Origin of the sequence: Gracilimonas sp. (assembly GCF_040218225.1) — a bacterium.
Classification (GTDB): domain Bacteria; phylum Bacteroidota; class Rhodothermia; order Balneolales; family Balneolaceae; genus Gracilimonas.
Window position 1 is genome coordinate 449,335 of the sequence record NZ_JAVJQO010000008.1, and the last position, 19,109, is coordinate 468,443.

Annotated in this window: 18 protein-coding genes; 6 read left to right on the forward strand and 12 right to left on the reverse strand. The window is 41.7% G+C overall.

The genetic code is table 11. The features are described 5' to 3' along the window. Positions 1-14: 14 nt before the first annotated feature. Together RIB15_RS13310 and RIB15_RS13315 are read left to right on the forward strand one after the other, a co-directional pair. Positions 15-1,997: an alpha-ketoacid dehydrogenase subunit alpha/beta gene (locus tag RIB15_RS13310; protein ID WP_350202657.1), complete on the forward strand. Its 1,983-nt coding sequence runs from the start codon at positions 15-17 to the stop codon at positions 1,995-1,997. 16 nt (positions 1,998-2,013) lie between these two features. Beyond that, on the forward strand, positions 2,014-2,496 hold the full coding sequence (locus RIB15_RS13315; RefSeq protein WP_350202658.1) for a Pycsar system effector family protein: 483 nt from the start codon (positions 2,014-2,016) through the stop codon (positions 2,494-2,496). Here the strand turns inward: RIB15_RS13315 and RIB15_RS13320 are convergent. The 5 genes from RIB15_RS13320 to holA all read right to left on the reverse strand — a co-directional run bounded on the left by RIB15_RS13320 (position 2,489) and on the right by holA (position 7,574). Continuing rightward, the gene (locus RIB15_RS13320; RefSeq protein ID WP_350202659.1) at positions 2,489-3,397 is read right to left on the reverse strand and encodes a cation diffusion facilitator family transporter; all 909 of its coding nucleotides are present in this window, start codon (positions 3,395-3,397) and stop codon (positions 2,489-2,491) included. The genes RIB15_RS13315 and RIB15_RS13320 overlap by 8 nt on opposite strands. 76 nt (positions 3,398-3,473) lie before the next feature. After that, positions 3,474-5,153: a protein O-GlcNAcase gene (locus RIB15_RS13325; protein ID WP_350202660.1), complete on the reverse strand. Its 1,680-nt coding sequence runs from the start codon at positions 5,151-5,153 to the stop codon at positions 3,474-3,476. Between the two features lie 408 nt (positions 5,154-5,561). After that, on the reverse strand, positions 5,562-5,798 hold the full coding sequence (locus RIB15_RS13330) for an anti-sigma factor (RefSeq protein WP_350202661.1): 237 nt from the start codon (positions 5,796-5,798) through the stop codon (positions 5,562-5,564). A gap of 43 nt (positions 5,799-5,841) precedes the next feature. After that, complete coding sequence (locus RIB15_RS13335) at positions 5,842-6,456, reverse strand: sigma-70 family RNA polymerase sigma factor (protein WP_350202662.1); 615 nt, start codon at positions 6,454-6,456, stop codon at positions 5,842-5,844. Positions 6,457-6,506: 50 nt separating this feature from the next. Next, positions 6,507-7,574 carry a DNA polymerase III subunit delta gene (gene holA / locus RIB15_RS13340; protein WP_350202663.1) on the reverse strand — a complete coding sequence of 356 codons (1,068 nt, stop codon included), beginning with the start codon at positions 7,572-7,574 and terminating at the stop codon, positions 6,507-6,509. Between the two features lie 82 nt (positions 7,575-7,656). Here holA and RIB15_RS13345 point away from each other — a divergent pair, with 82 nt between their 5' ends. The 3 genes from RIB15_RS13345 to RIB15_RS13355 all read left to right on the forward strand — a co-directional run bounded on the left by RIB15_RS13345 (position 7,657) and on the right by RIB15_RS13355 (position 9,627). Next, the gene (locus RIB15_RS13345; protein ID WP_350202664.1) at positions 7,657-8,037 is read left to right on the forward strand and encodes a DUF4345 domain-containing protein; all 381 of its coding nucleotides are present in this window, start codon (positions 7,657-7,659) and stop codon (positions 8,035-8,037) included. Between the two features lie 45 nt (positions 8,038-8,082). After that, positions 8,083-8,550, forward strand: a complete 468-nt coding sequence (locus tag RIB15_RS13350) for a bactofilin family protein (RefSeq protein ID WP_350202665.1) — start codon at positions 8,083-8,085, stop codon at positions 8,548-8,550. A gap of 90 nt (positions 8,551-8,640) precedes the next feature. Next, positions 8,641-9,627, forward strand: coding sequence for a bactofilin family protein (locus tag RIB15_RS13355; protein WP_350202666.1), 987 nt, complete (start codon positions 8,641-8,643; stop codon positions 9,625-9,627). Here the strand turns inward: RIB15_RS13355 and RIB15_RS13360 are convergent. The 4 genes from RIB15_RS13360 to rpsO all read right to left on the reverse strand — a co-directional run bounded on the left by RIB15_RS13360 (position 9,624) and on the right by rpsO (position 15,081). After that, a complete protein-coding gene (locus RIB15_RS13360) occupies positions 9,624-11,117 on the reverse strand; it encodes an asparagine--tRNA ligase (RefSeq protein WP_350202667.1) in 1,494 nt (497 codons plus the stop codon). The genes RIB15_RS13355 and RIB15_RS13360 overlap by 4 nt on opposite strands. A gap of 45 nt (positions 11,118-11,162) precedes the next feature. After that, the gene (locus RIB15_RS13365) at positions 11,163-12,413 is read right to left on the reverse strand and encodes a M16 family metallopeptidase (RefSeq protein ID WP_350202668.1); all 1,251 of its coding nucleotides are present in this window, start codon (positions 12,411-12,413) and stop codon (positions 11,163-11,165) included. A 170-nt stretch (positions 12,414-12,583) separates the two neighbouring features. Then, positions 12,584-14,698 carry a polyribonucleotide nucleotidyltransferase gene (pnp, locus tag RIB15_RS13370; protein ID WP_350202669.1) on the reverse strand — a complete coding sequence of 705 codons (2,115 nt, stop codon included), beginning with the start codon at positions 14,696-14,698 and terminating at the stop codon, positions 12,584-12,586. 113 nt (positions 14,699-14,811) lie between these two features. Next, positions 14,812-15,081: a 30S ribosomal protein S15 gene (gene rpsO, locus RIB15_RS13375; RefSeq protein WP_350202670.1), complete on the reverse strand. Its 270-nt coding sequence runs from the start codon at positions 15,079-15,081 to the stop codon at positions 14,812-14,814. 326 nt (positions 15,082-15,407) lie between these two features. Here rpsO and RIB15_RS13380 point away from each other — a divergent pair, with 326 nt between their 5' ends. Continuing rightward, the gene (locus RIB15_RS13380) at positions 15,408-16,763 is read left to right on the forward strand and encodes an amidohydrolase family protein (RefSeq protein ID WP_350202671.1); all 1,356 of its coding nucleotides are present in this window, start codon (positions 15,408-15,410) and stop codon (positions 16,761-16,763) included. A gap of 70 nt (positions 16,764-16,833) precedes the next feature. Here the strand turns inward: RIB15_RS13380 and RIB15_RS13385 are convergent, their stop codons facing one another. From RIB15_RS13385 to truB, 3 genes are all read right to left on the reverse strand, one after another. Beyond that, the gene (locus RIB15_RS13385) at positions 16,834-17,355 is read right to left on the reverse strand and encodes a DinB family protein (protein WP_350202672.1); all 522 of its coding nucleotides are present in this window, start codon (positions 17,353-17,355) and stop codon (positions 16,834-16,836) included. 87 nt (positions 17,356-17,442) lie between these two features. Then, a complete protein-coding gene (locus RIB15_RS13390) occupies positions 17,443-18,375 on the reverse strand; it encodes a bifunctional riboflavin kinase/FAD synthetase (protein ID WP_350202673.1) in 933 nt (310 codons plus the stop codon). Beyond that, positions 18,363-19,106 carry a tRNA pseudouridine(55) synthase TruB gene (gene truB, locus RIB15_RS13395; protein WP_350202674.1) on the reverse strand — a complete coding sequence of 248 codons (744 nt, stop codon included), beginning with the start codon at positions 19,104-19,106 and terminating at the stop codon, positions 18,363-18,365. Before truB ends, RIB15_RS13390 begins: the two co-directional genes overlap by 13 nt. Positions 19,107-19,109: the final 3 nt, after the last annotated feature.

A 19,109-nucleotide genomic window follows, 5' to 3' on the forward strand; every position in this document is an offset into this window, starting at 1 on the left:
AATCATCTTACTGCGTGGCTATTACTGATAAAAAAATCTCTGCAGAAACAGCACTGTACATCTACAAAAACCTAATGCTCCCCCGGCGCATTGAAGAACGAATGTTGATGCTGCTTCGGCAGAATAAAATCAGCAAGTGGTTTTCGGGGATTGGTCAGGAGGCGGTTGGAGTTGGAGTCTCCCTCTCTTCTGAACCGGAAGATTATATTCTGCCCATGCATCGAAACCTGGGGGTATTCACGGCTCGGAATGTGCCCTTCTACCCTCTTTTTTGCCAGTTGTTTGGGAAAGCTGATGGTTTTACCGAGGGGCGCGATCGGTCCTTTCACTTTGGTATTCCCGAACACAAGATTATCGGGATGATCTCTCATCTTGCTGCTATGATGCCCGTAGCTGACGGACTTGCGTTGGCGATGAAAATGCGGGAAGAAAAAGCCGTTGCATTTTCTTTTTGTGGGGATGGAGCTACAAGTGAAGGAGATTTTCATGAGGCCTTGAACCTGGCTGCCGTTTGGAAGTTGCCGGTCGTTTTTATTATTGAGAATAATGGCTATGGACTATCAACACCTACATCAGAGCAATTTGCATGCGAGCATTTATCAGATCGTGCCAAAGGTTATGGGATGCATGGCTTCAATATTGATGGGAACAATATTTTTGAAGTTATGGACACCGTTGGCAAAGCCAGAGAACTCGCTTTAAAAGGTGAACCGGTTCTCATCGAGGCCAAAACATTCCGCATGCGTGGCCATGAAGAAGCTTCTGGTACTCATTATGTACCGGATGTATTATTTGAAAACTGGGCTGAAAAAGATCCGATTCACCGGTTCGAACGGTATATAGAATCCGAAGGTTTATTTACTCAGGATGAGTTGGAAAAGGTCACAAAAGAAATAGATGCATCCTTTAAAAAGGATCTTAATAAGGCTTTAGCAGCAGCAGACCCCGTTTTTGACGAAGAACGTGAACTTGAAAGAGTGTATGCCTCGCAACCAGAGAATCTCCCTCCTCATAAAGATGGCGTTACTTACGAACACCGATTTGTAGACGCTATACAAGCCTCATTACGGCAAGCTTTTGAAGAAGACAGCAAGTTCCTCATTATGGGACAAGACATTGCAGAGTATGGAGGTGTTTTTAAAATCACGGAAGGCTTTTTAGAGCAATTTGGCCATCAAAGAGTCAGGAATACCCCAATTATTGAATCCGGGGCTTTGGGAGCAGCCATGGGTTTGGCTTTGGAAGGATTTAAGCCCGTTGTAGAAATGCAGTTTGCTGATTTCATTTCCTGTGGATTTAACCAGATCGTCAACAACATTGCGAAAACCCGTTACAGGTGGTCTCCTCCCCTTAATATCACGATTCGCGCACCTCATGGAGGTGGTGTTGGAGCCGGGCCCTATCATTCCCAATCGGTTGAAGGTTGGTTTATGCAAATTCCCGGCTTAAAAGTAGTGGTACCAGGAACAGTTGAGGATGCCATGAATTTGATGTACAGCTCCCTTCATGATCCAAATCCGGTGTTATTTTTTGAGCATAAAAAGCTATATAGAAGTCTGAAAGACAATATTTCTGACAAAGCAAATTATGAGCCTCTGGGAAAAGCAAAAGTCAGAAGAGAGGGTTCCGATGCCACCATCATCACCTATGGAATGGGAGTTCAGTGGGCTCTTTCCGCTGCTGAATCATATGACAAAAAAGGAACCTCACTGGAAGTTTTGGATCTGAGAACGCTTCTTCCTCTTGATAAAGAGTCTATCAGACAAACGGTTCAGAAAACCGGTAAAGCGTTGCTGTTACAGGAACCTACTCTGACACTTGGGCCCTTAAGCGAAATTTCAGCTATCATTTCTGAGGAGTGCTTTGAATGGCTCGATGCTCCGGTTCTGCGCTGTGCTTCCCTGGATATGCCTATTCCTCACGACAAAGGGCTTGAAGAAGGATTTATGGCTGATTCAAAGCTGGAGAAAATGCTTAACAAACTCATTGACTACTAACTTATGATCTATAAGTATGGAAAATGCAAAGAGTATAGACCGATTAAATTACAGCTGGAATATTTTCCTTCATCAACAGGAACTCATAAAGTTAGCGGATAATAAAATCCGGTATTTGTTTTTAGTGAGCAGTGTGGCTGCCACTTTTATTCTTACCGAATTCAAAGCACTCGAAACGATTAACATCCCGGAGTTTCTATTTATGGGTTCTTTTGTGCTATTTCTGGCTTTCGCCTCTCTGACTATAAAGCCGAGAAAAACTCACTCAGGCGGACAGGGAACTTCAAAACTGATCTATCATAAAGACATCATTTCAAGACCAGACAGAAAAACCTACGCCAACGAATTTCTTGAAGCCTCTGATGAAGAGTTGCAGGGCGACCTTCTCCATCAGATTTATGAGATTTCTGCTATCGCCAATAAGAAATACCGGTACTATAATTATTCTTTTTATACCCTTTGTGTACAAATCGTACTCTTCTTTGTCGTGCTTATTTAGAGCCCCCTTCAGCCTCAATAAATACTCGTTTCACTCTGGTGTAAGTTCTTTTTATCTCTGCAGATAATTCAGCAGTAGCGGATTCAACCTCATCAGAGTTCAAAACCGAAACGAAATCCGCGTTTATAGTAACCAGAATATATTGCGGCCCCATATGTAGGGTGAGCACTTCTTTCACCATTTGAATAGACTTCATTCCATTACCCATCTTTTGAATCCCCTCAATGATTTCAAGGTCAGCACTCTCCCCGATGAGTAATCCCTTGGTTTCATGAGCAAGCCATATAGCGGTTCCACCTAAAATCACTCCGATAATAATAGAGGCAATTCCATCGAAAATGAGGATTCCCGTTACCTGGCTCAGAAAAACTCCAATGAAAGCAACAACCAAGCCGAGCATGGCCGCAGAATCTTCAAACAAAACCACAAAAGTAGTTGGATCTTTTTCTTTGCGAACGGCTTCGAAATAACTCCGATCGCCCTTGGTCTTGTTGAACTCCTTCCAGGCAAAGTACCAGGCAAAAGCTTCAAAGATCATAGCCAGCCCAAGCACGATATAATTTACCATGGGGCTAGAGATTTCATGGGGATCGGATAAGCTGTGAATCCCTTCATAAATAGAAATTCCTGAACCTACCGCAAAAATCATAATGGCCACCACAAAACTCCAGAAATAAACTTCCTTGCCATGGCCAAATGGAAATTCAGCATCTGCTGGCTTTTTGGCTTTTTTCAAACCCATAAGTAACAAAACCTGATTACCTGTATCTACCACCGAGTGTATGCCTTCCGACATCATTGCCGAACTGCCTGTAATTACAGCAGCAACAAATTTAGTGATTGAAATGAGTCCGTTACCAATAAGAGCAGCATATATTACTTTTTTCGATCCTGAGGCCAAGAGATTTTTATTTGATGAATGTTCGAATCAAAGAAAAGCGATTCTCAACAGACATGCATCCATCAATTTGGGAAACTTACCCTCTAACCAGAACCGGATAAGTAAAGGGATTTCCTAAATACGGCTGTTTGGATAACATATATCCCGGATTCACAAAAACATTGAATCGCACGCTATCTTGCTCAGGAGCCGGAAAGGTTACTACATAACTCGTATGATCTTTATGATCTTCCTTATGTGTGGTTATTTCGGTGTTTGATGGGCGGGTAAAGTGTTCAAAAAAGGAAGTGATTGTGCGAACTTTGATATCTGAAATTCCTTTTCGGGAAAATGGAGTTAGATAAAAGTGATCGCCTCTGGCAGTGTCTGAGTTGGCAAGATCCCAGCGAATGATTAAGTCTTCCGGTTGTAACCATACTTCCGGAGGGGTTTTGTATTGAGTAACGATCATTACCCATTCATTTTTGGAATGACCCTCATCCACATCTAAAGTTGCTGTCCACTTGTCCCCTTCTTGACGAATAGAAAACCGGGCATTTTCCCATTTCTTCTCATATCCTGAGGTTATGTCAGGTAAACTTCTGTCCGTCTTCAGAAGCTCATCCAGATCAGCCCGGGTTTTGGAAATAAAAGGTTCGATCTCAGCCACAAAATGCTGAACATAGTCATTGCCAGAAAACATTGGGGCTTTTAGTTGCTCAAGGTGATATTGCAAAGAGTCCAGAGTTTCATATAACCGATCTGCATCCAGTTGTTTTCCCGGAGTATAGACCGGAGTAAATTCATTATCCGTCCATCCATAATCGGAATATGTTTTCACGACTGGCATTATATGAGCTAAGGCTTTTTCTCCCGCTAAACTTGTCACAGCCTCATGCAAAGCGGTATCTGGTTCATATCCTGCAGGATCTTTTCCATAGTCAGCTACCGTATATAATGGAATCATGCTTGAATATGGGCGGTCCATTGGATTAGCGATGATGCCTTCGGCTACTTTTGGTAAGTTTGGACTCCTTCCTCTCAAAGGCCCGAGAATGGGACGCCAACCCTCAAAATCATTCACAGGAAAATTATCCCAGATAAGAGGCTTACGCTGGATGAGTCTCTTCCAATCCCGGGTTTCAGCTTCCGTTATCTTTGCTATGGCTACATCTTCTCCGGTCCAGAATAAGGAAATCTCCTGAGGAATGGTCTCTCCCAATTCTTGAATATAATCCCTGTTACCCCATGCAGAAGTATAAGTAGTTGGGCATACCACAAACTCGATATTCTGCTCTTTTAGTTTATCCCAAAGGCGATTGATCAGATCGGCATGAGCAGCAGCCAGGTTCTCATACTGTTCTTTATCTGCTGCATGTCTCAGGTCCTCAGGAACATCATCCAAAAAAAGAGCAAAATGCTCTACACCAAGCCCGACCATAGCCTGTAATTTATTATTCAAAGCGGCAAAATCAGCAGAATCGGAATAGACAATATCCAGACCCGGACTAATCGCAAAAAATACGTCTACTCCCGACTGCTTGCTCACTGAGATTAATTCACTAAACTCCTCAAGCTTTTCTCCGGCATATGGCTCACGCCATTTGGCGCGATGGTATGGATCGTCCTTCGGAGCGTAAAAATAGGTGTCCATACCAACCTCTCCCATAAAGCTTACCATGTCTAGTCGTGCTTCGTGAGTCCAGGGAGTTCCATAAAAGCCTTCCACTACCCCGATCTTCTCAAAGCGCTGATCTGTTTTGGAACATGAAATCATTAGAAACACACTGAGAAAAAGTATAAAGCTTACACGGAGAGAAAAAGTAGTATGCATATTTAAAAACGATTAAGGAATAAGAATATCTATTCCCTGAATGCTAAGAAAAAAATATGTTAACTGCCTGATCTACAAGAGATTGAATCTGCTGTTTCAAATTCACTAAACATGGAGGAAGTGCAAAAAATCATTTAGTAAATATGTCAGACTCAAATTTGAACAGACAAGAAACAGATATCTGTGATGAGTGACCCGATATCTGCTATAGCTTCAAATTTTATTTGTTTAATGTACTCTAAAAGCAAACGGAGAAAAGCATCCAATGGCTAACATGTGGTGTCTACTTATACCAACACAGTAGTATAAAGACTATGTAATGATTTGAGAGCTGACTTAATTAAATAGCTCTCAGCTAATTTTTTTCATCAGTTTTTCCATGAAATCATCATTGGCTTTAATCTCACGAAACTGGTCTAACAACTTTTTTCCTTCTTTCGCAGAAAATGCCAGCTCACGGAGATCATCGTCGTGAACCAGCACTTCTTCGAAAGACTCTCTCTCAACCGAGCCCATTTCATCATCAACAAAGTCGACAATGAAATCTTCGATTACCGGATGGTATTCTTTATCTAAAAAATTATTCATAAGGGGAGTTTGCTAAATGAGTCTTCACTCCCCTTTAATTTAATTAAGCCGCATATGTTCCCAGTTGCACATAATCTTTTATAAGTGCCTGGATTTGAGCTCTTCCGCGGTTAATTCTGGATTTAACAGTTCCCATTGGGATATCTGTAATGTCAGAGATCTCTTCGTAAGAAAGCTGCTGCAGATCTCTTAGAATTATAACTTCCCGAAAGTCTTCAGGTAATTCCATTAGAGCTTTTTCCAGCTGCTCCATGCACAGTTTTTCATGAAGAGCATCATCCTGAAGGATATTAGCATCCTCCAGGAGAAGCTCTCGATCATCGGGGTCAGACTCATCTTTATGAATTGACACCTTGTACATTCGTTGTTTCTTCTTATACAAACTCTTGGCAAGGTTTAGCGCAATGGTATACATCCATGTCGAAAATTTCGCGATGCGCTCGTAAGAATGCTTGCTCTTATGAACACGGAGAAATGTCTCTTGCACCAGATCTTCACAGTCCTGATGATTATGCGTGTAGCGATACAGAAAATTATGGAGGCGATCCTGATACCGATATACTAATTCATTAAAAGCCAGTTCTTTTCCATTTTGGAAATACTCCATTAAATCTTCGTCGTCATAGTTCTTAACTGATGTCGCTTGAAACGCTTTCATTATTAAACTCCACAATTTTAGTTTCGATTCTCACTAAGCGCGAATCGATACTACCCGATGATTCGCTTGACCAGGAAGAATAAAATCGAAGTGGAGTCTAATGTGCTGAACCCTTTTATGGAGCGATCTGCATCCAGCAAGGCTTCAAATATCCGGGGCATATCGCCGTAGCGAAAAGCTGAGGCATCATCCCAGAGTTTGTTAAAGTACCAGCTGCTGCCGATGCCTAACTCGCTCTGGATCTGATTTTTAGCAAACCCCTTTTCGGAGAGCCTCAAAATCTGCCAGATATTTACGAACACACTGTTAAAGAACCCCACGAGACGGATTAATTCTCCCGTGTCTGATTTAGTGTGTTGCAACATCTGTTCCGAGATATATAGTGATTGTTCCAGATTTCGCTTAACAATGGCCTCTTTGAGCTCTATGGCCGTAAATTCGCGATATGAACCAATTATTTTTTTTACATCGGCTTCTGAAACGGTATCAGAAGTGTCCACAAAAGTGCACACTTTATCTATTTCTGTGGACAGTAACTGCAAATTATTGCCCACAAACTGAGACAACAGCTGGGCTGCTGCCGGCTCAATTTCTTTGGAGTGATGGCTTCGAACCCAGTCAATCACCCAATCGGGTATCAGGTAATCAGCCATACGTTCAAATTCATGAAATCCTACATTCTTCGCTTTCTTTACAACCTTTCCAATGTTGGTATTTCCAGCAGGCTTCTTGGTATCAAAGCAAACCAAAAGCGTGGAGGGATTTGGATTTTCGATGTAGGAAATAAAATCATTTATATGCCCGGCCGGTGAATCATCTTCACTCCCGCCCTTACTTAACTGAAGGAAGTTCCGGATAATCAAAACTCTCCTTTCAGCCATCATGGGAAAGCTCCGCGCAATGGATAGGGCTTGAGCCGGAGTGACTTCCTGGCCATATAAAAGATCAAAGTTAAAGTCTTTTTGATCAGGGGGAATAATTTTAGAAAACCGTTCCAACAGTTGATCCAGGTAGAAATCCTCTTCTCCAAAAAGATAATAGATGGGCTTTAGGTTGCCGGAGTTTACTTCTCCAACAACCTGCTGATAAATCTGGTTACTGTTTGGTTTTCGTGCCATCGGTGGCAAAGATAAGGAAACAGCAGACGAATGAAATGAGAAAGTTTGAAGAATTAGAACTACTTTCTCAAAAATCATAATTATGGAAAAGATTGCTAAATACTTTCTGATTCTCAGCGGTGCAGTTTTGTTAACCTATGCACTCACCTTTTTATTCAGCCCCACTACCCTGGGTGAAATTGTTGGGTTCACTCATCACAGCCCTAATACGCTGGTGGAGGTCACTGCTTTTTATGGTGGACTGGAATTTGGAATGGCGGTCTTTTTTATCTGGAGCGGCTTAGATAAAGATCGGTTTCAACTTGCATTGACGGCCTACACTTTTATTTTTCTTTCTGCAGGAATTGCGCGCTTCATAGGAATCCTCCTTTATGGATTTGAAGATCCAAGTCAGCCTATAGTAACGGGAGTTGAAATTATATTCTCATTATTTGCTTGGTGGCTGAAGGGAAAGTTAGAATAAAAATATCGGGAACTTTTGGAATTCAGCATAGTAGCAAACAATACTATGCTTAAGAGAAAATCTACTCCCGTGAAAAATTCATCAAACACTAACTCTAATTCCCGAAGCTCCAACGCTCCTTCTATTACCTATATAACTCAGTCCACTATAATAAAAGCGGATATGTTTTGTGAAGACGATGTTCGTATCGCAGGTACTGTGGAAGGTGAGATCGAGTCCAAAAAGAAAGTGATGCTTACCGAGTCAGGTAAAGTGAAAGGTACTATACATTCTCCTGAAGCTGATATTTCCGGAAAAGTAACCGGAGATGTAAAAGCCGCCAAGTCGCTCGTTTTACGTTCATCAGCTATAGTAGACGGAAAGATATTTACTAAAAAACTCACGATAGAAAATGGTGCACAGGTAAAAGGCTCCTTCCAGGTTGGCCCTAATGTATCTATTTCAAGCAACGATTCCGGGCCTGTTCACAAGTCAAATTCTGATGAGAAAAATAAGACCGATAAAGACTCTTAGATCTAAGATATTTTTTTATTTTCGATATAAATAAATTGATCTGTATTCGATATTTTAAGGCTTTCACTAAGGATAAAGAATAGGTATCGCGTGGACGAACTCAATAAGGCAGAGTCAGTAACTAATATCACGAAGGGCACACAGATTACCGCCAATATCGAAACAGAATCTGATATTCGCGTAGCTGGAATAATAGATGGCGATATTAAAGCTGAGAAAAAACTTATATTAACTGAGTCAGGAAGAATTACCGGATCTGTTATTGCGCAAGAAGCAATACTTGAGGGAAGGTTTACCGGTGAGCTTAGAATCAGAGATCAGATTACTGTCAGAGCAACAGCTAATATTGACGGCTTTATCTTTTCAAAGAAGATCACTGTAGATGAAAATGCAGAAGTAATAGGCATCGTTAGTGTTGGCCCTGATGTAGATGTACTCAATGCCAAGCTTACTAAAAATCCAAAACGCCCTGAGATTGAACAAGCTATTGAAAAGGCTAAAGAAGCCATTTCCAGCGATGGACCTGAGCAAAAGGAATCAACTGCGGCTGCCTCCCCTTTCGATCAGTCTGCCAAACAAGCTCAAACACGATTTATCGGTAATGTATTGACAGGAATACCTTCTTCAGCTGTGGATGAGAATAAAGCTGAGGAACTCAAAGCAGCCTGTGAAAGTTTCATGAATGAACTAGGCTTCGAGCTGGAAATTTTTGATGAACCGGTTTTTGATTCCTTCTATCAGAAGCTGACTTATGTGCGTAAAAGTACCGACTCGGAAGAGGATATTCAGAAATTATACCAGAAAGGAAAAGAAAGTCTGGAAACGGCCCTTCTGAATAAGGGAAACACTGAAGGCAGCTCTCAACTACAGCAGGCTGCTGATGCCTTGGTGCACCTATTTAAGCAGTTCGATGAGTTTGCGGTCGTTCTTGGAAATATTGTTCTTGTCCAACATATAGAAGACGATGTTCAAAGTATTGCTGTAGAAATTTTACCCGAGCAACTGGAAACAGATCTTAGAAAAAATCCTGAGTCTGTTACCGATCCTGCCCGGGTCTATTCTTACGTGGGGAATTAAGGCTTAAGACGTCCCATCATTCTTGGGAATGGTATAGTCTCACGGACATGAGATAAGCCACACAGCCACGCTACCGTCCGCTCTAAACCAAGACCATAGCCAGAGTGAGGAACAGATCCAAAACGGCGTAAATCCAAATACCACTCGAATACCTCTTTATCCAGCCCTTCTTCCTTGATCCGCTCTTCCATCACTTCGAGATCGTCCTCACGCTGACTTCCGCCAATGATTTCACCATACCCTTCCGGAGCTAACACATCCATTCCAAGAGCAAGCTTGTTGGTTTCATCCCGCTTCATATAAAATGCTTTGATTTCAGCAGGCCAGTGCGTAACAATTAAGGGTACATCGTATTGCATCATGAGAACCGTTTCATCACTGCCTCCAAGGTCGTTGCCCCATTCAAAATTACGGGCCGACTCTTTCCAGCTCGGGATGTTTCGAAGGTCTTCTTCGATCTGATCAATGCGGGCTGATATTTCCTTAATTCTCTGATCAATTTGAGCTTTGCGCCATTTTTTGGCAGAGCCATGTTCTTTCTTGATCTCTTCCCATTCTTTTTCAAGATCAATCTGTTCCTGTCGTCTTGACTCAGCCATTTCATCCAGCATTTCAGCTGTTTCATCACTTTTAAGCATTTTTACTGCGTCATCGTACGTCATTCTTTCAAAAGGCTCAGAAGCCGTTTTTTCCAAAGAAGTTGTATCCCTTTCCAGAATCTCCAGCTCATCTTTTCTCTTTTCAAGCACAGTAGAGACAATGGCTTTAATCATATTCTCTGCCAGATCCATATTCATGTCCAGATCGTAATAAGCCATTTCCGGTTCAATCATCCAGAATTCAGTTAAATGGCGACGAGTTTTGGATTTCTCTGCCCGGAACGTTGGACCGAAGGTATAAATCAATCCGTGAGCCATCGCCATGGCTTCCCCATAAAGCTGACCGGTTTGTGCCAGATAAGCCTTTTCTTCGAAATAATCCGTTTCGAATAGGGTTGTACTACCCTCTGCAGCGTTGCCAGTAAAAATAGGTGAATCCATCTGCACAAAACCTTTTTCCTGGAAAAAAGTGTGAATGGCATAAATAATTTCATTTCGAACCCGCATAGCTGCCCACTGCTTCTGGCTTCGCAACCAGAGGTGACGATTGTTCATCAGAAACTCAACGCCATGTTCTTTGGGTGTAATTGGATAGTTTTCCGCTACCTGATGCACTTTCACATCAGAGATATGAATTTCGTGCCCGCCAATACTCCGTTCATCCGCTTTTACGGTTCCGGTCACTTCCAGCGAACTTTCCTGCTTCAGTGAAGTTGCGGCTTCCCACACCTCTTCTGAAACATCATCCTTGGCAACCACGCATTGAGTGAGACCAGTCCCATCTCTCATTTCAATAAAAACAAGGCTTCCGCTGCTGCGGAAATTATATACCCAGCCTTTTAAGGTTACTTCTTTATCAACGTGGTCTGCGAGTTTGTTGATGTAAGTCATTTTATAATGAAAAATTATGAATTAGGAATTTTGAATTTCGTAAAGTTACTCTTCAGGAAGTAAAATGGCTTCCATGAAGTCATCTTCGTTAAAGAAGTCCTGAACAAATCGCTGGATTTCTTCTGCTGTAACCGAGTCGATGTTTTCGACGAGTTCATCCAAAGTAACAAAGCGACCGAAATATAGTTCGCTCTTAGCCAATCGCGTCATACGGTTACTGGTACTTTCCTGAGACAGAAGCAGTTTTCCTTTAAGTTGTGATTTAGCTTCGGCCAGCTCTTTCTCCGGAACCTGCTCGTCCTGCATTTGTTTGAGTTCTTTTTTGATCAGCTCACGAACGTGGTCTACATATTCCTTATCGGTTCCCACATATATGCCCCATAGTCCTGTATCGGTATAGGATTGATTGAAGGTTTGGATTGAATAACAATACCCATACTTCTCCCGAACGTTCTGATGCAGTCTGGAGCTCATACCGCCGCCCAGAACGGTGTTCGCCAGCAAAAGCAGGTACTTATCATCGTGATCAAAGTTCAACCCTCTGCGACCATAAATAAAGTGGGTTTGTTCAATAGCTTTTGTGAGGTTTACATTTTCGGGCTTGAATTCAGGAAGAGGTTGTTCTGATTCTTCGGTGTCTTTTGCTTCCAGCTTATTGAAATATGATGCTACCAGTTCCACAACTTTATCATGCTCCACATTTCCAGCTACCGAAACGAGCAGATTTCCGGGATAGTATCGCTCCTTCATGTAGTCATACAGATCCTGTCGGGAAAAATCTGACACCGTTTCTTCAAATCCCAAAACAGGACGACCCAATTCATGCCCTGCAAATATTTTTGAGTTGAACTCTTCGAACAGGTAATCATCAGGAGAATCCCGATACATCTTCATCTCCTCGATTACTACTTTCTTTTCCTTTTCGATTTCTTCTTCCGGGAATGACGGATGAAGCACCATATCAGAAAGTACATCCAGTGCCCTGTCGAGCTGAGTATTCAAGCAGCGTGAGTAGTAGCAAGTATATTCAGATGAGGTAAAGGCATTCAGATATCCACCAACCGATTCCATACTCAGAGCAATGTCGAAAGAGGAACGCTTATCGGTTCCCTTAAACAACATATGTTCCAGGAAATGAGTGATTCCAGCCTGTTTGGCTGTTTCATGCCTTCCTCCTGTTTTCACCCAAATACCCACTGAAACGCTTTTAACAGACTCGATTTTTTCAGTTACAATCCGAAGTCCGTTTGGCAGCGTGCTCTTTGTTACAAAATCAATTTCTTTCACGTTTTCCATTTTTGTGAATTACAACTTTTCAGATAGTCCCGGGAGATCGCCACGTCGTTTAAGAGTTTGGTACGTTCTTATTCTTGGGCTCCTCGCGATGACAGTTTTAAAACATAAAAAAGCTCCGCATATATCGTTTTACATGCGGAGCAAATATAATGAGGTTTATTGGCAAAGACTTACTCTTCTTCGTCGTTAGCCAACAATACTTTTCTAGACAGACGAAGCTTATTGCCTGGCTCAATTTTGAGCAGCTTCACTTCAATTTCATCACCCACACTCATGTAATTACTTACGTCTTTTACATGCTTGTGGTCAATTTCGGAAATATGAAGTAATCCGTCACGTCCGGGAGCGATTTCCACAAAAGCACCGAAGTCTTTAATCGTCTTAACGGTTCCTTTGTAAATTTCCCCTTCTTCAAGCTGACCAGTAATAGCTTTGATGCGAGCCTGAGCATCTTCTGCTTTATCCAGGCTATCAGCTGAGATGGTGATTTTTCCTTTGCCAGTTTCATCATCCTCTTCAATCCAGATTTCTGTATCTGTTTCTTTCTGCAGAGTTTGAATCACTTTACCGCCAGGTCCAATCACGGCACCAATCATATCACCGTCAATGGTCATATTGATAAATTGTGGTGCAAATTCAGATAGGGTTTCGCTTGGAGCTGAAATAGTTTCAGCCATTTTGCCAAGGATATGCATACGCCCTGTATGAGCCTGCTTCAGTGCTTCTTCCATCACTTCGAAAGAAATACCTTTCACCTTCATGTCCATCTGGCAAGCTGTAATACCATCAGCGGTACCAGCAGTTTTAAAGTCCATGTCTCCCATGAAATCTTCTTCGCCACGAATATCAGAAAGTACAACTGAATTATTCTCTCCAACAATCATACCCATTGCAATACCAGCAACCGGCTTCTTGAGAGGTACACCAGCACTCATAAGCGCCATTGAACCACCGCAAACAGAAGCCATAGAAGATGACCCGTTAGATTCTGTTATATCAGAAATAACACGGATTACATATCCAAAGTCATCAAATGATGGCATCATCATTCTTAATGAACGCTCGGCAAGGTGACCATGACCAATCTCACGACGCCCGGGACCTCTTAAAAATCCAGCTTCACCTACTGAATATGGAGGGAAGTTGTAGTGTAAATAAAATTTCTTCTCTTCTTCGTCGAAAAGGGTATCTACTGCCTGTGCATCTTTTTTGGTACCTAATGTAACTGATACCAATGCCTGTGTTTCGCCACGGGTGAAGATCGCTGATCCGTGTGTTCTGGCAAGGTAGTTGACCTGAGTCCAGATATCGCGGATGTCTTCAGGAGCACGACCGTCGATGCGGCGTTTTTTCTCCAGAATCATGTTGCGAAGCTCTTCTTTCTCAACAGTACTCAGAATATCCTTAACGATATCCATTTCCTCTTCAAATTCCTCTTCCAGTTCAGCAATAACGCTGTCTTTTGCTTCCTGAAGCTTGGCAGAATATTCTTCTTTGCCAAGTCCGATATTAACTACTTCCTTGATTTTGTCGGTAGCTAATTCACGGACTTTATTCTCAATTTCTTCAGGATTTGATTCCGGAGTGAAGTCTCTTTTCTCGCGTCCATACTCTTCGCGAAGCTCTTCCTGAAACTCACAAAGGGTGATAATTGAAGCATGAGCGGCTTTAATAGCACCTAACATCTCATCTTCTGAGATTTCATCCATTTCTCCTTCCATCATCAGCACGGAGTCGGCAGTTCCACCAACTATCATGTCGATATCACTTTCTTTTAATTCAGAAAGTGTGGGGTTGATAACAAACTCACCGTCAACGCGGCCTACACGAACTTCAGCCATCGGTCCGTCAAATGGAACGTCTGAGATGTGCAGAGCTGCTGAAGCACCAAATCCACCTAATACATCCCCGTCATTTTCTCCGTCTGAAGAAACAACACTTGAGATGATTTGAGTTTCACATAAATATCCTTTTGGGAACAGAGGACGTAAACTACGGTCGATCAGTCGACTCGCTAAAACTTCTTTTTCAGAAGGACGTCCTTCACGTTTCATAAAACCACCGGGGAAACGTCCACCGGCTGAAAAACTTTCTCTGTGGTCAACAACTAATGGGAAAAAATTCTGTCCCGGTTTTGGTTCTTTAGCACTTACGGCGGTACAAAGTACCTGGGTATCACCCATTCGAACCACTACAGCGCCATCGGCTTGCTTGGCAATCCGGCCTGTTTCTATTGAAAGCACCTTACCCGGTGCAAATTCTACACTTCTTATTTCTTCTTTCATTTGTCTTCTTTGTCTTTATTGATTTGCGAAATCCCGCCAACATCAGATAAGAAAATAACGGCAGGATAAATTGAAAAAGGCTCCACAACGGAGCCTTTTATACGAATATAAACTTACTTACGGATACCGAGTTCTTTGATAAGTTCTCTGTACTTCTCGATATCGTTTTTCATGAGGTAGTTCAACAACCTTCTTCTTTTACCTACCATCTTCAACAATCCTCTTCGTGATGCGTGATCCAGTTGATTATCTTTCAGGTGGTCAGTCAGGTCATTAATTCTTTTGGTAAGAAGGGCAACTTGTCCTTCGGTGGAACCCGTATCGGTTTCACTGTTTCCAAACTTCTTAAAGATTTCTTTCTTTTCTTCTGCGGTTATGCTCATTGCAATGGTTTAATTAGTACTTATATAAATCGATTTATAGTTTTGAAAGATAGGGGTTTTTGTTGAAATGGACAATATTTGGATGTATGAATTTTGGCCTTTGAATGTAGGAATTATCATCCTGCCCTATTTATTAATTGAGCATCTTTAAAAACTTTCTACTCAGAAGAAAAAATGTGGTTCATATAAAGTATAACTGCCCTCATCTTATTGCTTTGATATTTATTTCGCTTTCTTCATTTTAATCTGTTGTTAAAAAAAATTCGTGGATGGTGTTTCTGACATGGTTAAGAAAATACATTTTAATAATTCGGGAAAGCAGGACAATGAAAAAGACAATAGCTACTATAGCACTTCTACTATTTACTACTCTTTTTAATGGCGTGATTTCTCAAACAAGTTCAGGGGAATCTTTTGCGATAACGAATGCCACAATAATTGATGTTCAGCGTTCTCAACAAATTGAAAACAGAACAATACTTATTGAGAACGGCATAATTAAATCAATTCTGCATAGTGATTCTGTGAGTTTAGAATGGATTGAACGAATAATTGACGTAAATGGAAGCTACATCATCCCGGGCTTAATTGATTCCCACGTACACCTTTTCAGACCAAAGAATCGCAATGATATTTTATCGGAATTGCTTTTGTCAGGGGTTACTGCTGTGCGTGATATGGGTGGAGATGCAAGAATGTACCAATCACTGAATCAGGAAATCAGCAAGGGAAATCTAATTGGTCCGGATATATATTACTCAGCAAATGTATTTGGCCCAACTTTCTTAAAAGATCCCAGAACTAAATTCGCTGCAATGGGTTTTGAGCCGGGTTCAGCTCCCTGGATGCGGCTGATTACTGAAGAAACTGATTTAACAAGAGTAGTTATCGATGCCAAGGAAGCCGGAGTAACCGGGCTGAAGGTCTATTCAAACGTTAATCCTGAATTATTATTAAATCTAAGTGAAATCTCCCGTGAAAACGGGTTAAAAATTTGGAGTCATTCCAGCATATTTCCCAGCCGGCCTTCTGACGCTGTTAAAGCCCATGTAGATGTACTGTCCCATAGTATAGGAATGATTTTTGAATTGGAAGAAAATATGCCTGTCTCCTTCAATGATGCAATTCGGGAATCTGTACCTCTTCAAGACTATAAAAACACCGATGCTACAGCCTCTGAGTTTGTGTCCTTGTTCAAAGAAATGAAATCAAGAAACTTGATCTTTGAGCCGACACTTTCAACCTGGGAAACGCAAGAACCTACACAGGTGGCTGAAACCAGTTCGGAGAATCGAAAAGAGAATCCGACTAAACATCTGTCAAGTGCTGCAAGCAGCCTCGACCCGAAAGCACTTAACGATTGGGCATACAGAATTACAAAAGCAGCTTATCAAAATGGAGTTACAATAGCTGCGGGCACCGATTTCAACCTAAATATTAAATGGGTACAGGATGAAATCATCCTGCTTACAAAATCCGGCTTGTCAAATATAGATGCAATTAAAGCTGCAACATTGAATAATGCTAGGGCGATTGGAATTGAACATACTCATGGCTCTATAGCCGTTGGAAAAACAGCTAACCTTGTTGTTCTATCTGATAATCCCTTAGAAAACATTGAACATATCAGAACTGTGGTCTCTGTATTTAAAAATGGCAAAGAATATAGAAAGACTCAGTAAACCGGACTGTATTCTATAGTCTTCAAAGATTTAAACTCATCATCCAAAATCATTTCACAAGCCAAGGCTATTAAAATAACTGGTACTGTGGTGGTGTAATCCCGTTCATTCTTAAATAGATCGTCGTTTGCCCTTTATGATGAGTATTGTGCTCTATAGCTTTGCTCACCCAACCCATTCTGGTTACCTCAAACTGTCCTCTCTGGACTATTTCGGTGACTTTTTCCGGATCGATTTCTTTGATGCTGTTTATGGCAAAGTCATAACTTTCAGTTACAATTCTTTGAACTTCAGCTTTTGTGTGATAGGCTTCCGTTGCCTCCAGGTTTTCACCTTGAAAGATTGGAGTGGCACCGGTTCCATTTGAAGATAATCCGATGAGTCCCTGGGCAAGGTGCAGGTACTGCTCTGCAAATGTGCGAACGTCATCGCTGGGTTGAAAATCGAATTTATCGGCGGGCATTGCTTCTATGTAGGCAAGTGACATGGTTTTATTTCTTTCCATATCAGCGGCAAGTTCATCAATAATGAATTGTTGAGAGAAGGCTGTGGAAGACAGACTTAGAAAAAGAATCGTAATTAGTAATCGCATGGGAGTAAGGTTAGTTTTAGATTTCCCTGATAATACAACTCTGAAAACAAGGTTAACCAAAATCTACGGAACTGACCAGAATTAGATTCAGTCTGATAAAATTTGCAGTGCCGTACTTTTATCTGATCCCAACTGTAATTTAAGCTCTTCTATCCCTGAAAACTTCTTCTCATCCCGAATGCGATCAATGAACCGGACTTGTATAGTATCTCCGTAAATCTCCCGGTCGAAATCAAAGATATTTACTTCCAGCGTTCTTTGGTCTTCTCCAAAAGTTGGCCGAACACCGATATTCATCATTCCGCCAAACCACTCATCTGCTACCCTGACTTTGACTGCATATACCCCATTCCTGGGAATCACTTTATTCTCGTGTTCCGGCTTAAGGTTTGCTGTTGGATACCCAATGGTCCGGCCTCTTTCATCACCGTGCATCACTATTCCGTTTAATAAATAATGACGGTTAAGGTATTCTGCTGCTTGTTTTACATCACCTTCTTCAGCCAGTGTATTACGAATTACCGTACTACTAATAGTTACCTCTCCCATTTCTTGCTTAGATACAACATAGGTTTCAAAACCGAGTTCCTGCCCCAATTCCTTAAGTGTATCAATGGTCCCCTTTCTATCGCGTCCAAAGTGGTGATCATACCCGATTACAAATTCTGAAACGCCTACTTTTTGATGAATGATATCCCGAACAAACTCTTCTGAGGTAAGAAGTGAAAAATCACGGTCAAAAGGAATAACCAGCAATATATCTACTCCAAGATCTTCAAGGATCTCGGCTCTTTCCTTGAGAGTGGTTAGCAGCTTGATTCCACCTTTACCGGGGTTTATAATCTCTCTTGGATGTGGATCAAAGGTAACAACCACGCTTCTTGCATCACGATCATTAGCTTTTTTTACAACCGTTTCCATCAATGCCCTGTGCCCCTGATGAACACCGTCAAAAGTGCCTACCGTAACTACCGTGTTTGGATTACGAGCAATATTTTTCAGTTCAATTAACTCTGCCATATTTCTTTTAATTGATCACCCATTTCGTGAGGTGATAGTGCATCTTCCACTAAATAATCTCCAATTGCTGTTCGTTCCAGTCCACTAAGAAATGCTTTGGATTCAAGAGATTCACCCAAATCTCGTGCCAATGAGCGGATATAAGTCCCTTTGCTGCATTTTATTCTTAATACCAGTTTGGGAGGTTCAAAGCTCAAAATCTCATGTTCATGAAAGGTAACTTGTCGGGGAAGCCGAACCACCTCTTCTCCTTTTCTTGCTAACTCATATAGTTTTTTCCCACCATATTTAAGTGCAGAATACATGGGCGGAATTTGCTCTACTGTTCCAGTAAACTCTTGTTCCAGTACCTTCTCGATCTTCTCTTTTGTGATATGATCCCAATCAGCTTCTTCCGTTACTTCTCCTTCCGCATCATAAGTAGAAGTCGCTTTACCAAAGGTAATTTCACCGGTATAAACTTTAGGCAGGTCCTGAATCATTGAAATAGACTTCGTTGCTTTCCCACAACACAGGATCAGCATTCCGGTTGCCAGAGGATCGAGTGTTCCGGCATGTCCTACCTTCTTTACCCTGATGCGTTTTCTTAGAAACTTAACTACATCAAAACTGGACCATTCAAGCGGTTTGTTGATCAGGAAAATTGCACCATCCGGGAGATGTGTATCCTTATCCGGCAAGTTGTTTTTACCGTATACCGGGATTTCATCCAAAGGAAGGGCTCGGGCCATTAT